At 72.3% G+C, this 12,499-nt stretch carries 10 protein-coding genes and 1 tRNA gene; 9 read left to right on the top strand and 2 right to left on the bottom strand.

The features are described 5' to 3' along the window. Position 1 precedes the first annotated feature (1 nt). The 9 genes from eboE to rbsD all read left to right on the top strand — a co-directional run bounded on the left by eboE (position 2) and on the right by rbsD (position 10,247). Positions 2 to 1,177 (top strand): metabolite traffic protein EboE, encoded by a 1,176-nt coding sequence (gene eboE / locus V9U70_RS05310; RefSeq protein WP_336673275.1) that lies wholly within the window; start codon positions 2 to 4, stop codon positions 1,175 to 1,177. Further along, complete coding sequence (locus tag V9U70_RS05305; protein WP_336673274.1) at positions 1,174 to 2,613, top strand: alkaline phosphatase family protein; 1,440 nt, start codon at positions 1,174 to 1,176, stop codon at positions 2,611 to 2,613. Before eboE ends, V9U70_RS05305 begins: the two co-directional genes overlap by 4 nt. A 56-nt stretch (positions 2,614 to 2,669) precedes the next feature. Next, a complete protein-coding gene (locus V9U70_RS05300) occupies positions 2,670 to 3,764 on the top strand; it encodes a sugar phosphate isomerase/epimerase family protein (protein WP_336673273.1) in 1,095 nt (364 codons plus the stop codon). A 166-nt stretch (positions 3,765 to 3,930) separates the two neighbouring features. Next, positions 3,931 to 4,018 (top strand) — tRNA-Leu (locus V9U70_RS05295). 316 nt (positions 4,019 to 4,334) lie between these two features. After that, the gene (locus tag V9U70_RS05290) at positions 4,335 to 5,351 is read left to right on the top strand and encodes a LacI family DNA-binding transcriptional regulator (protein ID WP_336673272.1); all 1,017 of its coding nucleotides are present in this window, start codon (positions 4,335 to 4,337) and stop codon (positions 5,349 to 5,351) included. Next, positions 5,348 to 6,922: a sugar ABC transporter ATP-binding protein gene (locus V9U70_RS05285; RefSeq protein ID WP_336673271.1), complete on the top strand. Its 1,575-nt coding sequence runs from the start codon at positions 5,348 to 5,350 to the stop codon at positions 6,920 to 6,922. Before V9U70_RS05290 ends, V9U70_RS05285 begins: the two co-directional genes overlap by 4 nt. Then, the gene (locus V9U70_RS05280; RefSeq protein WP_336673270.1) at positions 6,912 to 8,861 is read left to right on the top strand and encodes an ABC transporter permease/substrate-binding protein; all 1,950 of its coding nucleotides are present in this window, start codon (positions 6,912 to 6,914) and stop codon (positions 8,859 to 8,861) included. Before V9U70_RS05285 ends, V9U70_RS05280 begins: the two co-directional genes overlap by 11 nt. A 76-nt stretch (positions 8,862 to 8,937) precedes the next feature. Next, a complete protein-coding gene (locus V9U70_RS05275) occupies positions 8,938 to 9,861 on the top strand; it encodes a ribokinase (protein ID WP_336673269.1) in 924 nt (307 codons plus the stop codon). Further along, positions 9,858 to 10,247: a D-ribose pyranase gene (gene rbsD / locus V9U70_RS05270; protein WP_336673268.1), complete on the top strand. Its 390-nt coding sequence runs from the start codon at positions 9,858 to 9,860 to the stop codon at positions 10,245 to 10,247. The genes V9U70_RS05275 and rbsD overlap by 4 nt, the downstream gene beginning before the upstream one ends. 78 nt (positions 10,248 to 10,325) lie before the next feature. Here rbsD and V9U70_RS05265 read toward each other — a convergent pair whose 3' ends face one another. Both V9U70_RS05265 and sph read right to left on the bottom strand, forming a co-directional pair. Next, positions 10,326 to 11,120, bottom strand: a complete 795-nt coding sequence (locus tag V9U70_RS05265) for an N-formylglutamate amidohydrolase (protein WP_336673267.1) — start codon at positions 11,118 to 11,120, stop codon at positions 10,326 to 10,328. Between the two features lie 59 nt (positions 11,121 to 11,179). Further along, a complete protein-coding gene (gene sph, locus V9U70_RS05260) occupies positions 11,180 to 12,160 on the bottom strand; it encodes a sphingomyelin phosphodiesterase (protein ID WP_336673266.1) in 981 nt (326 codons plus the stop codon). Positions 12,161 to 12,499: the final 339 nt, after the last annotated feature.

Here is a 12,499-nt window from a genome sequence, read left to right as displayed (position 1 = left end):
GATGCGCTTCCGCCACCCGGACGGCTCCACCGTCCACCTCGCCTACTGCACCAACGTGCATCCGGCCGAGACCCTGGACGGCGTCCGCGCCCAACTCCGCGACCACTGCGAACCCGTACGCCGCCGACTCGGCCGGGACCGGCTCGGCATCGGCCTGTGGCTCGCCAGGCAGGCCTCCCGCGTCCTGATCAACGACCCCGCCGAGCTGCGCGGGCTCCGCGCCGAACTGGACGGCCGCGGCCTCGAAGTGGTCACCCTCAACGGCTTCCCGTACGAGGGGTTCGGCGCCGACGAGGTCAAGTACCGCGTCTACCGGCCGGACTGGACCGAGCCCGACCGCCTCGCCCACACCACCGATCTCGCCCGGCTGCTGGCCGCCCTCCTCCCCGACGACGTCACCGAGGGCACCGTCTCCACCCTGCCGCTCGCCTGGCGCACCCCCTACGACCGCGACCCCGCCGCCGCCCGCACCGCGAGGTCCGCGCTCCTCACGCTTGCCCAGCGCCTGGACGCCCTGGCGGAGCTGACCGGCAAGTCCGTCCGCATCGGCCTCGAACCGGAGCCCGGCTGCACGGTGGAGACCACCGCCGACGCCATCGCCCCGCTCACCGGCATCGGACACGACCGCATCGGCGTCTGCGTCGACACCTGCCACCTCGCCACCTCCTTCGAGGACCCCGGAACGGCACTCGACGCCCTGACCGCCGCGGGCCTCCGGGTCGTCAAGGCCCAGCTGTCCGCGGCGCTGCACGCCGAACACCCCCACCTGCCCGAAGTCCGGGCCGCGCTCGCCGACTTCGCCGAACCCCGGTTCCTGCACCAGACCCGGACCCGTACGGCCGCCGGTCTCCAAGGCACCGACGACCTCGGTGAGGCCGTCCACGGCAGGGCGCTCCCCGACGGCGCCCCCTGGCGCGCCCACTTCCACGTACCGCTGCACGCACCCCCCGCGCCGCCGCTCACCTCCACCCTGCCCGTCCTGCGCGCGGCGCTCGCCCGGCTGGTGGGCGGACCGGCGCCGCTGACCCGGCACCTGGAGGTGGAGACGTACACCTGGCAGGCGCTGCCCGCAGCGCTGCGCCCCCGCACCCGCTCCCAGCTGTGCGACGGGATCGCCGCCGAACTCACCCTCGCCCGCGACCTCCTGGTCGACCTCGGCCTCAAGGAGCTGCCATGACGGCGCCCCACCCCGGCACCGGCACCGGCGCCGCACCCGGCCCCGGCAGTCATGCCGAACCCCGCCCCACCCCCCTGCTCGTCCTCGACGTCGTCGGTCTCACCCCCCGGCTCCTGGCCCACATGCCGAACCTCAGGGCCCTGGGGGAGCAGGGCGCCCGAGCCCCGCTGTCCACGGTGCTGCCCGCCGTCACCTGCGCCGCCCAGTCGACCTTCCTCACCGGCGCCACCCCCGCCGAACACGGCATCGTCGCCAACGGCTGGTACTTCCGCGAACTCGGCGACGTCCTGCTGTGGCGCCAGCACAACGGGCTCGTCCAGGGCGACAAACTGTGGGACGCCGCCCGGCGCGCCCACCCCGGCTACACCGTCGCGAACATCTGCTGGTGGTACGCGATGGGGGCCGACACCGACTGGACGGTCACCCCGCGCCCCGTCTACTACGCCGACGGCCGCAAGGAGCCCGACTGCTACACCAGGCCCCCCGCCCTCCATGACGAACTGACCGAGGAACTCGGAACCTTCCCCCTCTTCCACTTCTGGGGGCCCGGCGCCGACCTGGTCTCCTCCCAGTGGATCATCGACGCCACCCGGCACATCCTCACCACCCGCACCCCCGACCTCGCTCTCTGCTACCTCCCGCACCTCGACTACGACCTCCAGCGCCACGGCCCCGACGACCCGCGCTCCCACCGTGCCGCCGCCGAGCTCGACCGGGCCATGGCGCCCCTGCTGGCGGACGCCCGTGCCACGGGACGCACCGTCGTCGCCCTGTCCGAATACGGCATCACCCGTGTCGAGCGCCCCGTCGACATCAACCGCGCCCTGCGCCGGGCGGGCCTGCTGGAGGTCCACACCCAGGACGGCATGGAATACCTCGACCCGATGGCCTCCCGCGCCTTCGCCGTCGCCGACCACCAGCTCGCCCATGTCTACGTACGGCGGCCAAAGGACCTGGAGGCGGCCCGGGCCGCCCTCGCGGACCTGCCCGGCATCGACCAGCTCCTCGACGAGGACGGCAAGAAGGCGCACGACCTGGACCACCCGCGCGCCGGGGAACTGGTCGCCGTGGCGGAGAAGGACGCCTGGTTCACGTACTACTACTGGCTCGACGACGCGCGCGCCCCCGACTTCGCCCAGCTCGTCGAGATCCACCGCAAGCCCGGCTACGACCCCGTCGAGCTCTTCATGGACCCCGACGACCCCTACGTCCGGGTCAAGGCCCTCTCGGCAATCGCCCGCAAGAAGCTCGGTCTGCGCTACCGCATGGCGGTCGTCCCGCTTGACCCCTCGCCGGTCAGAGGCAGCCACGGCCGTCTCCCCGAGAGCGACGACGAAGGGCCGCTCATCCTCTGCTCCGATCCCCACGCGTTCACCGACCGGGTCAGGGCCACCGAAGTGAAGTCCTTGCTCCTCCGGCTCGCCGGACTGCGCTGACCGTCCCGTTCCGGCACCGCACCTCTCACCCCCGTCAGGCCACCCAAGGGAGTCACGTGAACACGAGCAGCACGCCGAAGGACACCGAACTCGCCCGCAGGCTGAGCCGCCGCGACCTTCTCGGGGTCGCCGCCGGAGCCACCGCGGCCACGATCGTCGGCACGGCGACCGCCCGGGCCGACAGCCGCGACCGGGGCCGGGAGCACGGCGACGGACACGGCCGCGGGCCCGGCCATGGCCACGGCTCTGGCTCCGGCCGGCCCGTCCTGCCCCCGGGCCGCCTCGGCATCCAGCTCTACAGCCTGCGTGACCAGGTCTCCACCCTCGGTTTCGCCCCCGTCTTCGCCGAACTGGAGAAGTACGGGTACGACGAGATCGAGTTCGCGGGCTACACACAGGGCGCGGCCGGCCCCATCACCCTGGACCGGCTCAGGCGGCTGGCGCGTGACCACGGACTCGCCCCGATCGGCAGCCACGTCGGCTACTACGACGACGCCGACCCCGGCGCCTACACCTTCGCCCAGAACCTGGAGAAGGTCCTGGACGACGCCCAGGCCCTCGGCCTCAAGCACATCGGCACGGCCTCCGCACCGTTCCGTCACGGGTCCACGGTCGACGGCTGGAAGCGGGCCGCGGAGGACTTCAACACCTACGGGGCAGCCGCCCGCGAGCGCGGCATGAAGTTCTACCAGCACAACCACGCGGAGGAGTTCTCCTTCGCGACCGACAAGCCGCGCGTTCGCCTGTACGACGTGCTGCTCGCCGAGACGGACCCGGACCTCGTCTACCTGGAGATGGACGTCTACTGGGCCTACTGCGCCCAGTTCCGCTTCAGCAGGCGCCCGGACGGGACGCCCGCGCCGCTGGACCCGCTGACGTACGTGCTGAAGCACCCGGACCGCTACCCGCTGTTCCATGTCAAGGACGGCGTCCGCGACGACACGACCCGCGACGGTTACCGCATGTCCGACATCGGCGACGGGGACATCGACTACACGAGGTTCCTCTCCGCGGTCACGGGCCGGACCCACCGCGGCCGGAGCTACCACCACTGGCAGGCCGAGCACGACAACCCGGTCGAGTCGCTCGCCTTCGCCCGCAAGTCGAGCGAGCACCTGCACTCCCTGCGCGAAGGGCGCTGCGGAGACTGATGTGCGACCCCCGGCCCGCCCAGGACCTGTCGGCGGGCCGGGGGCACCGGCCGTCACGGCGGGCGCACCGCACTGACCACGGGATATGCGGGTGAAGGGCGCGCCGAACCCCTGGTATGGTTTTCCATGTCGCCGCGGGGAACACGCCGCGAACGGCAGACACCTTGTCCGGGTGGCGGAATGGCAGACGCGCTAGCTTGAGGTGCTAGTGCCCTTTATCGGGCGTGGGGGTTCAAGTCCCCCCTCGGACACCAGTGGAAACCCCAGTCGATCTGGGGTTTTCTGCGTTTCCGGGGCAGGTGGACCGCGGCGGCCCGACGGGCTCCCGGACCGTACCGCGTACACGCCTCCGCTCCGTGCAGCACGCACATGCCTCCGCGCCGTTGGCCGCTCCCTCGCGCCCGTCGCTCACGCCGCCTTCCATCACGATCCGGTTTCGGACATCGGGCGGGCTCTTGTTTTCCGTCGTGGAATCGATTCCAATCGCCGTTGTAATCGATTCCACGGTGTCGCGCCCCGGCCGGCCCCGGGCATTGAGGCGTACGGAAACCACAAGGAGGTGGTCCGGACATGGCAGGCATCAAAGATGTCGCGGCCGAGGCGGGCGTGTCCGTCGCCACGGTCTCGCGCGTGCTGAACAGCCACCCGTCCGTGAGCCAGGAGGCGCGCGTCCGCGTCCTCGCCGCCGTCGAGGCCCTCGGCTACCGGCCCAACGCGGTGGCGCGCTCGCTGCGCACGGCACAGACCCGCACCCTCGGCCTGGTCATCAGCGACGTGCTCAATCCGTACTTCACCGAGCTGGCCCGCTTCGTCGAGGAGGAGGCCCGCGCCCTCGGCTACAGCGTCATCATCGGCAACGCCGACGAGCGGCCCGATCTCCAGGACCACCACATCCAGACCCTCATCGACCGCAGGATCGACGGGCTCCTCGTCTCACCGGCCGACGGCGGCTCCCCGTTGATGCGCGACGTCGCCCGGAGCGGCACCCCGATGGTCTTCGTCGACCGCTGGATGCCCGGCCTCGACGTCCCCGTCGTCCGGGCGGACGGCACGGGGGCGGTCAAGGACCTGGTCGCGCACCTCCACGGCCTGGGACACCGCAGGCTGGCCATCATCGCCGGACCCGCCGCCACCACCACCGGCAACGAACGCGTCGAGGCCTTCCGGGCCGCGATGCGAGAGCTCGGCCTCGCCCTGCCCGACGCCTACATCGGCCAGGGCGACTTCCAGGCCGCCAGCGGCCGCCGCGCCACCGAACGCTTCCTGGACCTGCCGGAGCCGCCCGAGGTCGTGTTCGCCGCCGACAACCTGATGGCGCTCGGTGCGCTGGACGCCCTGCGCGCCCGCGGAGTGCGGGTGCCCGACGCCGTCGGACTGGCGGCCTTCGACGACATTCCGTGGTTCGTCCACACGGACCCGCCGATCACCGCCATCGCCCAGCCGGCCGCGGACCTGGCGCGCGCCGCCGTGCGCGCGCTCGCCGACCTGATCGAAGGACGGACCCCGCAGTCCGTCACCCTGCCCGCCCGCCTCGTCGTACGCCGCTCGTGCGGCGAGGCCGCACCGAACCAGAGGAGCACCTGGTGACCGCACCGGACGAGCGCCCGGTGGGAACGCCGGACGAGTTGCTGCGCGTCGAAGGCCTGCGCAAGACCTTCCCCGGCGTGGTGGCCCTCGACAACGTCGACTTCGACCTCCGCCGAGGCGAGGTCCACGTCCTGCTCGGCGAGAACGGAGCCGGCAAGAGCACCCTCATCAAGATGCTCTCCGGCGCCTGCCGACCCGACCGCGGCCGCATCCTGGCCGACGGCCGGGAGGTCCGCATCGACGGCGCACAGGACGCCGAACGGCTCGGCATCGCCACCATCTACCAGGAGTTCAACCTGGTACCCGACCTCACCGTCGCAGAGAACATCTTCCTGGGCCGCCAGCCCCGCCGCTTCGGGCTCGTCGACCACCGTCGTATGCGGGAGGACGCCCAGAAGCTGCTGCGCCGGGTCGGCGTGCACGTGCGACCCGACGCCAGAGTCCGGGACCTGGGCATCGCCCGCCTCCAGATGGTCGAGATCGCCAAGGCGCTGAGCCTGAACGCCCGCGTCCTGATCATGGACGAGCCGACTGCCGTGCTCACCTCGGAAGAGGTCGACAAACTCTTCGCGATCGTGCGCCACCTGCGCGAGGAGGGTGTGGGAATCGTCTTCATCACCCACCACCTGGACGAGATCGCCGCGCTCGGTGACCGCGTCACCGTCCTCCGCGACGGCCGCAGCGTCGACCAGGTCCCGGCCTCCACTCCGGAGGACGAACTGGTCCGGCTCATGGTCGGCCGCAGCATCGAGCAGCAGTACCCGCGCGAACGCCCCGCCGCGGGGGCCACATTGCTGTCGGTGCGCGGACTCACCCGGGACGGCGCCTTCCACGACGTCAGCTTCGACGTGCGTGCCGGCGAGGTCGTCGGACTCGCCGGCCTGGTCGGCTCCGGGCGCACCGAGGTCGCCCGTGCCGTCTTCGGCGCCGACCCCTACGACGCGGGCGCCGTCGACGTACGCGGTGAGCGGCTCGCCCGGCACGACGTCCCCGCCGCGATGCGCGCCGGAATAGGCCTCGTGCCGGAGGACCGCAAGGGCCAGGGGCTCGTCCTGGACGCTTCTGTGCAGGAGAACCTGGGGCTGGTAACCCTGCGGTCCGCCAGCCGGTCCGGGCTCGTGGACCTCAAGGGGCAGCGCGCGGCCGCCGCCCGCATCGCGGAGCAGCTCGACGTCCGCATGTCCGGACTCGGCCAGCACGTGCGCACGCTGTCCGGCGGCAACCAGCAGAAGGTCGTCATCGGCAAGTGGCTCCTGGCCGACACCAAGGTGCTGATTCTGGACGAGCCCACCCGGGGCATCGACGTCGGCGCCAAGGTCGAGATCTACCAGCTCGTCAACGAGCTGACCGCGTCGGGCCACGCCGTCCTGATGATCTCCAGCGACCTGCCCGAAGTCCTCGGCATGAGCGACCGGGTGCTGGTCATGGCCCAGGGCCGGATCGCCGGGGAACTCCCCGCCGGCGAAGCCACCCAGGACGCGGTGATGGCCCTCGCGGTCTCCGCCGCCCCCGCCGAACACCCCATCCCCACCGCCCCGACGAAGGAAGAGGAGGGCCCCCGTGGCCACTGAGACAGCCAAGAGCGACACGGGAGCGGGCGGGGCCCTGGCGATACGCCGTGTCCTGCTCGACAACGGCGCGCTGAGCGCCCTGGTCGTCCTGGTGGTGGCGATGTCGCTGCTCTCCGGCGACTTCCTGACAGCCCAGAACCTGTTGAACGTCGGCGTCCAGGCAGCCGTCACCGCCATCCTGGCGTTCGGCGTCACCTTCGTCATCGTCTCGGCGGGCATCGATCTGTCCGTCGGCTCGGTGGCGGCGCTGTCCGCGACGGTCCTGGCCTGGTCGGCCACCTCCGCCGGCGTGCCGGTCGTCCTCGCCGTGATCCTCGCGATCGTCACGGGCATCGCCTGCGGCTTCGTGAACGGCGCCCTCGTCTCGTACGGGAAACTCCCCCCGTTCATCGCGACGCTGGCGATGCTCTCGATCGCCCGCGGCCTGTCCCTCGTCATCTCGCAGGGCAGCCCGATCGCCTTCCCCGAGTCCGTCTCCGTGCTCGGCGAGACGCTCGGCGGCCGGCTCCCCGTACCGGTCCTCGTGATGATCGCGATGGGCCTGATCACCGCGCTCGTCCTGCAACGCACCTTCATCGGCCGCTCGATGTACGCCATCGGAGGCAACGAGGAGGCGGCCCGCCTCTCCGGGCTCCGCGTCAAGCGTCAGAAGCTCGTCATCTACGCGCTGTCCGGCCTCTTCGCCGCCGTCGCGGGCATCGTCCTGGCCTCACGTCTCGTCTCCGCCCAGCCGCAGGCCGCCCAAGGGTACGAACTCGACGCCATCGCCGCGGTCGTGATCGGCGGCGCCAGCCTGGCCGGCGGCGTGGGCAAGGCGTCCGGCACCCTGATCGGCGCGCTCATCCTCGCCGTCCTCCGCAACGGGCTCAACCTCCTGTCCGTGTCGGCGTTCTGGCAGCAGGTCGTCATCGGCGTCGTGATCGCGCTGGCCGTCCTGCTCGACACGCTGCGCCGCAAGGCCGGTTCCGGGGCGGCCTCCTCGGCCGCCCCCGGCGCACCGGGGTCCGGCCGCAAGAAGGCGCTCGGGTCGGCCGGCGCCGTGCTCTGCGTGGCCGTCGTCGTCGGCGCGGTCTCCTTCTTCAACTCCGGCTCGTCCGGGGGCACGACGAGGGTGGGCATGTCCCTCTCCACGCTCAACAACCCCTTCTTCGTGCAGATGAAGGAGGGCGCGCAGGCGGAGGCGGAGAAGGCCGGGATCGAGCTCACCGTCACCGATGCCCAGAACGACGCGTCGCAGCAGGCGAACCAGTTGATGAACTTCACCAGTTCGCAGGTCTCCTCGATCATCGTCAACCCGGTGGACTCGGACGCGGTGGGTCCGGGCGTCCGCAGCGCCAACAAGGCCGACATCCCGGTGGTCGCCGCCGACCGGGGCGTCAACGAGGCGGACACCGCGACGCTCGTGGCCTCGGACAACGTGGCGGGCGGCAAGCTCGCCGCCGAGGCACTGGCCGACAAGCTCGGAGGCAGGGGCAGCATCGTCGTCCTCCAGGGGACGGCGGGCACCTCCGCCAGTCGTGAGCGCGGGGCCGGCTTCGCCGAAGGCCTCAAGGCGTACCCGGACATCAAGGTGGTCGCCAAGCAGCCCGCGGACTTCGACCGCACCAAGGGCCTGGACGTCATGACCAACCTCGCCCAGTCCCATCCCGGTATCACCGGCGTCTTCGCCGAGAACGACGAAATGGCGCTCGGCGCGGCCAAGGCGCTCGGCGGCAAGGCCGGGAAGTCCGTCTCGGTCGTCGGCTTCGACGGCACCCCGGACGGCCTGGAGGCGGTCGAGGCCGGCACGCTCTACGCGTCCGTGGCCCAGCAGCCCGGCGAGCTCGGGAAGATCGCGGTGCGCAACGCCGTGAAGGCCGCCCAGGGCGAGCAGGTCCGGAGCACGGTGAAGGTGCCGGTCAAGGTGGTCACCCGTGAGAACGTCGCCGACTTCTCCTGACCCCGCCCCGCACCGGGCCCCGGCCCCGTACCCTTCCCGTCTGCGGCTCCGACCGACGAAAGCAGGAAGCACGCCCATGCCTGACAACGCCCCCGACGACCGGTACGACCTGGTGGTCGTCGGGTCGGCCAACGCCGACCTGGTGATCGGCGTCGAGCGCCGGCCCGCGCCCGGGGAGACGGTGCTCGGTTCCGACCTGGCCGTCCACCCCGGCGGCAAGGGGGCCAACCAGTCCCTGGCCGCCGCCCGCCTCGGCGCGCGGACGGCCCTGCTGGCCCGGGTCGGCGACGACGGCCACGGACGCCTGCTGCTGGAGACCCAGCGCGCGGCGGGCGTGGACACGGACGGCGTCCTGGTGGGCGGGGCTCCCACGGGCGTCGCGCTCATCACCGTCGACCCCTCGGGCGACAACAGCATCGTGGTCTCCCCGGGCGCGAACGGCCGCCTCACCCCCGAGGACGTCCGGGCGTCCGCGCCGCTGCTGGCGGCCGCGCGGGTCGTCTCCGTACAGCTGGAGATCCCGCTGGAGACGCTGGCCGAGACGGTGCGCGGCCGGGGGCCGGACACCCGCCTCGTTCTCAACCCCTCCCCGCCCGCCCCGCTCCCGGACGAGGTGCTCGCCGCCTGTGATCCGCTGGTGGTCAATGAGCACGAGGCGCGCTTCCTCCTCGGCGAGGGGGCCGGAGCCGCGCCGGCGGACTGGGCGCACGCCCTGCTCGCGCGCGGGCCGCGCTCGGTGGTGATCACGCTCGGGGCGGAAGGGGCCCTGGTGGCCGACGGCCGTACGGGCTCCCTCGACCACCTGGTCAGCCCGAAGGTCCACGCCGTCGACACGACCGGCGCGGGTGACGCCTTCACCGCGGCACTGGCCTGGCGGCTGGGCCGCGGCGACGGCCTGCGCGCGGCAGCGGCCTACGCCGTCAGGGTGGGGGCGGCGGCGGTCATGGCCAGGGGCGCGCAGGAGTCTTTCCCGACGCCGGCGGAGGTCGACGCGCTGTGAAGAGGGCCGGCATCCTCAACCGCCATCTCGCGGGTGCGATCGCCGAACTCGGCCATGGCGACACCGTGCTGGTCTGCGACGTGGGCATGCCCCTTCCGCCCGGCCCCCGCGTCGTCGACCTCGCCTTCCGCGCCGGCGTGCCGGCCTTCGCCGAGGTGCTGGACGGCCTGCTCGACGAACTCGTCGTGGAAGGCGCGACGGCCGCACGGGAGGCGCGCGACGCCAACCCCGGGGTCTCACGCCTGCTGGAGACCCGCTTCCCCCGTCTGGAGCTGGTGCCGCACGACCGGCTGAAGGCGCTGACGGCCTCCGCACGCCTCGTCGTGCGGACGGGCGAGGCCCGGCCGTATGCCAACGTCCTGCTGCGGTGCGGGGTCTGCTTCTGAGAACCGCCGGGCGACAGCGCTCAGCACCCGGTCACGGGCAGGCTCCGCCGGGGTCCACAAGGACCGGAGTCCCCTGGGTCAGCAGGCGGCCACCAGCTCCGCCAGCGCCCGGGCCAGCACGTCCAGCCCCGGCCCCGCCGGGCCGCCCGGCTCGCTCATGTACGTGTCGCGGCGGATCTCGACCATCAGGGCGGTCACCCGGCGGTCGGTCCCGTAGTGCTTGAGCGGGACGTAGACGCCGGAGAACGGGGTGTCGCGCCCGGTGCCGCCGCAGCCTGCGAACGCCGCCTCCGCCGCCGCGAGCAGCTCCGGCGGGGTGTGGAAGGGGTCGGTGCCCAGGCAGACCGGCGGGCGGGGACCGTCGCCGTGGAGTTCGTAGGGGAGGGGCTCGGACGGGTAGGAGTGGACGTCGATGACCACCGCCCGGCCGGTGGCGGCGATGCGGGCGTCCACCGCCCGCGTCATCGCCCGCGCGTAGGGGCGGAAGTACTGATCCAGCAGGGGCTGGTGGTCCACGCCGGGGGCGCGCAGACGGTCGCGGTGCGTGGTGTGCGTGTAGACGGCGCCCATGCCGACGGCGCCCATCTCCTCGCGGTCGTCCGGGAAGCGTTCGGGGTCGACGACCAGGCGGGACAGCGCGTTGACGTGGCGCCAGGGACGGTCGGCGCACGTCGCGGCGGCGCGGGCCGCCAGCTCCGCGGTGTGGGCGTCGGTGATGTGGTCGAGTTCCCGTTCCAGAGCACCGTCGTCCAGCAGGATCTCCTCACGCACCTGTGGGGGGATCGCCCGGGCTCCGTGCGGCACGTGCAGCAGCACCGGGGAGCCGGGGCTTCCGGCGAGGACGCTGAACGAGGGCTGGGCGGCAGTGCTCATGGAACGGTCCTTCGAAGGTCGCCGACGGGCAAGTGCGCCCGATCGTCCCACCCGAGGCGTCAGTCGCCGGAACCGATCACCGGGTAGTGGTCGGAGAGGTTCGTGTAGGTGTACGTCGTGCCCCAGCTGGAGACCTTCCAGGGGGCGCTCTGCTCCTTGATCACGTCGTTCTTCCAGCCGGAGGGCTTGGCGTGGCCCGCGCGGTGCAGGACGTGGTCGAGGTCCTCGCGCGGGTCGTCGGGGTAGCGCTCCGAGGCGATGGTGTTGTCGCGGGTGTCGAAGGAGTACCGGTGGCCCGTCCTGGTGTCCGGCGCGGCCAGTCCGGCGTCGGAGAGGAAGGACGCGTACTCCGAGGAGTGTCCGTCGACGTTGAAGTCGCCCGCCACGACGACCTGTTCGGATGCGGGGATGTTCTTGGCGTCCAGGAAGGCGTCCATCGCCTTGAACTGCCGGCTGCGCATCTGTGCCGCCTCGCCCGCGGAGCAGCCGGGGTCCGTCGACTGCGCGTGTGTGCCGAGGACGTGGACCGGGGCGCCGTCGACATCCAACTCCGCGTAGGCGAAACCCTTGTTGGACCACCAGTCGGAGCCACACGCGTCCTTGAAGACGTACTGCTCCTTGCGGACGATCGGCCACGTGCTCAGGATGGCGACGCCGCCGTCCTCCGGGGTCGTCGCCGAGTACGAGCCGCCCGTGGCGTCCCAGCCGCTCTTGCTCCGGCCGACCACCGGTGTCTGATGCGGGTAGGCGGCGGATGCGTTGCGCAGCAGGGCGTCGGAGGCCCCGTTGTCCAACGCCTCCTGGATCACCACGACGTCGTTGCCCTGGAAGAACGACGCCTTCGGGATCTCGGACGCGCGGTGGTCCTGGCCCCAGTTGGGGTACAGCGCCTTGTTGAATATGAAGGCGTTGTACGAGAGCACCCGCAGCGAGGGCGTCTGCGCGGCCGCGGCCTGCGGCGAGCTCACGGCCAGAGTGACGCCTGCGAGCGTGGCGGAAAGGGTCACGCCGGTGAGGCGGCGGATGGTGGTGTTCGGCACGGGGTCTCCTGCGGTCGAGTGGGGGCGCACCGGGCGGACCCATCTAAGCAGGGGTAGTTACCCGCGGGTAGACAACAGGTGCCCGGGACCTGTCCGGCCGACTGCCATCCGATGCGTGCCCCGAGCGCCCACCGCGAGCGCCGCGCACGGCACGGCTCAGCCCAGGGCGCCGTACCCGGTTTCTCGTCGTCCTCGGGCGACCCTGGACGTCCGCGCACACGCCCCCGGCCGTGGAGCGGCGCTACAGTGCGAGGCCGGGGCGGATTCCGGAACACGGAAGCCGGGAAGGGAACCGGCGCGTTCACCTGTGCGAGGTGGCCGTGCCGGTGGAAGGAGACG

The organism is Streptomyces pratensis (assembly GCF_037137275.1).
In the GTDB taxonomy this organism is placed as follows: Bacteria; Actinomycetota; Actinomycetes; order Streptomycetales; family Streptomycetaceae; genus Streptomyces; species Streptomyces pratensis_B.
The sequence above is the reverse complement of the archived record's forward strand: the minus strand, read 5'-3'. Positions and strand labels throughout refer to the sequence as shown.

What these genes read in the sequence shown, in the direction of transcription:
- eboE (WP_336673275.1), top strand. Translation starts at nt 2, where the DNA reads ATGCGCTTCCGCCACCCGGACGGCTCCACCGTCCACCTCGCCTACTGC.
- V9U70_RS05290 (WP_336673272.1), top strand. Translation starts at nt 4,335, where the DNA reads ATGGCAGGCATCAAAGATGTCGCGGCCGAGGCGGGCGTGTCCGTCGCC.
- V9U70_RS05275 (WP_336673269.1), top strand. Translation starts at nt 8,938, where the DNA reads ATGCCTGACAACGCCCCCGACGACCGGTACGACCTGGTGGTCGTCGGG.
- V9U70_RS05305 (WP_336673274.1), top strand. Translation starts at nt 1,174, where the DNA reads ATGACGGCGCCCCACCCCGGCACCGGCACCGGCGCCGCACCCGGCCCC.
- V9U70_RS05265 (WP_336673267.1), bottom strand. Translation starts at nt 11,120, where the DNA reads ATGAGCACTGCCGCCCAGCCCTCGTTCAGCGTCCTCGCCGGAAGCCCC.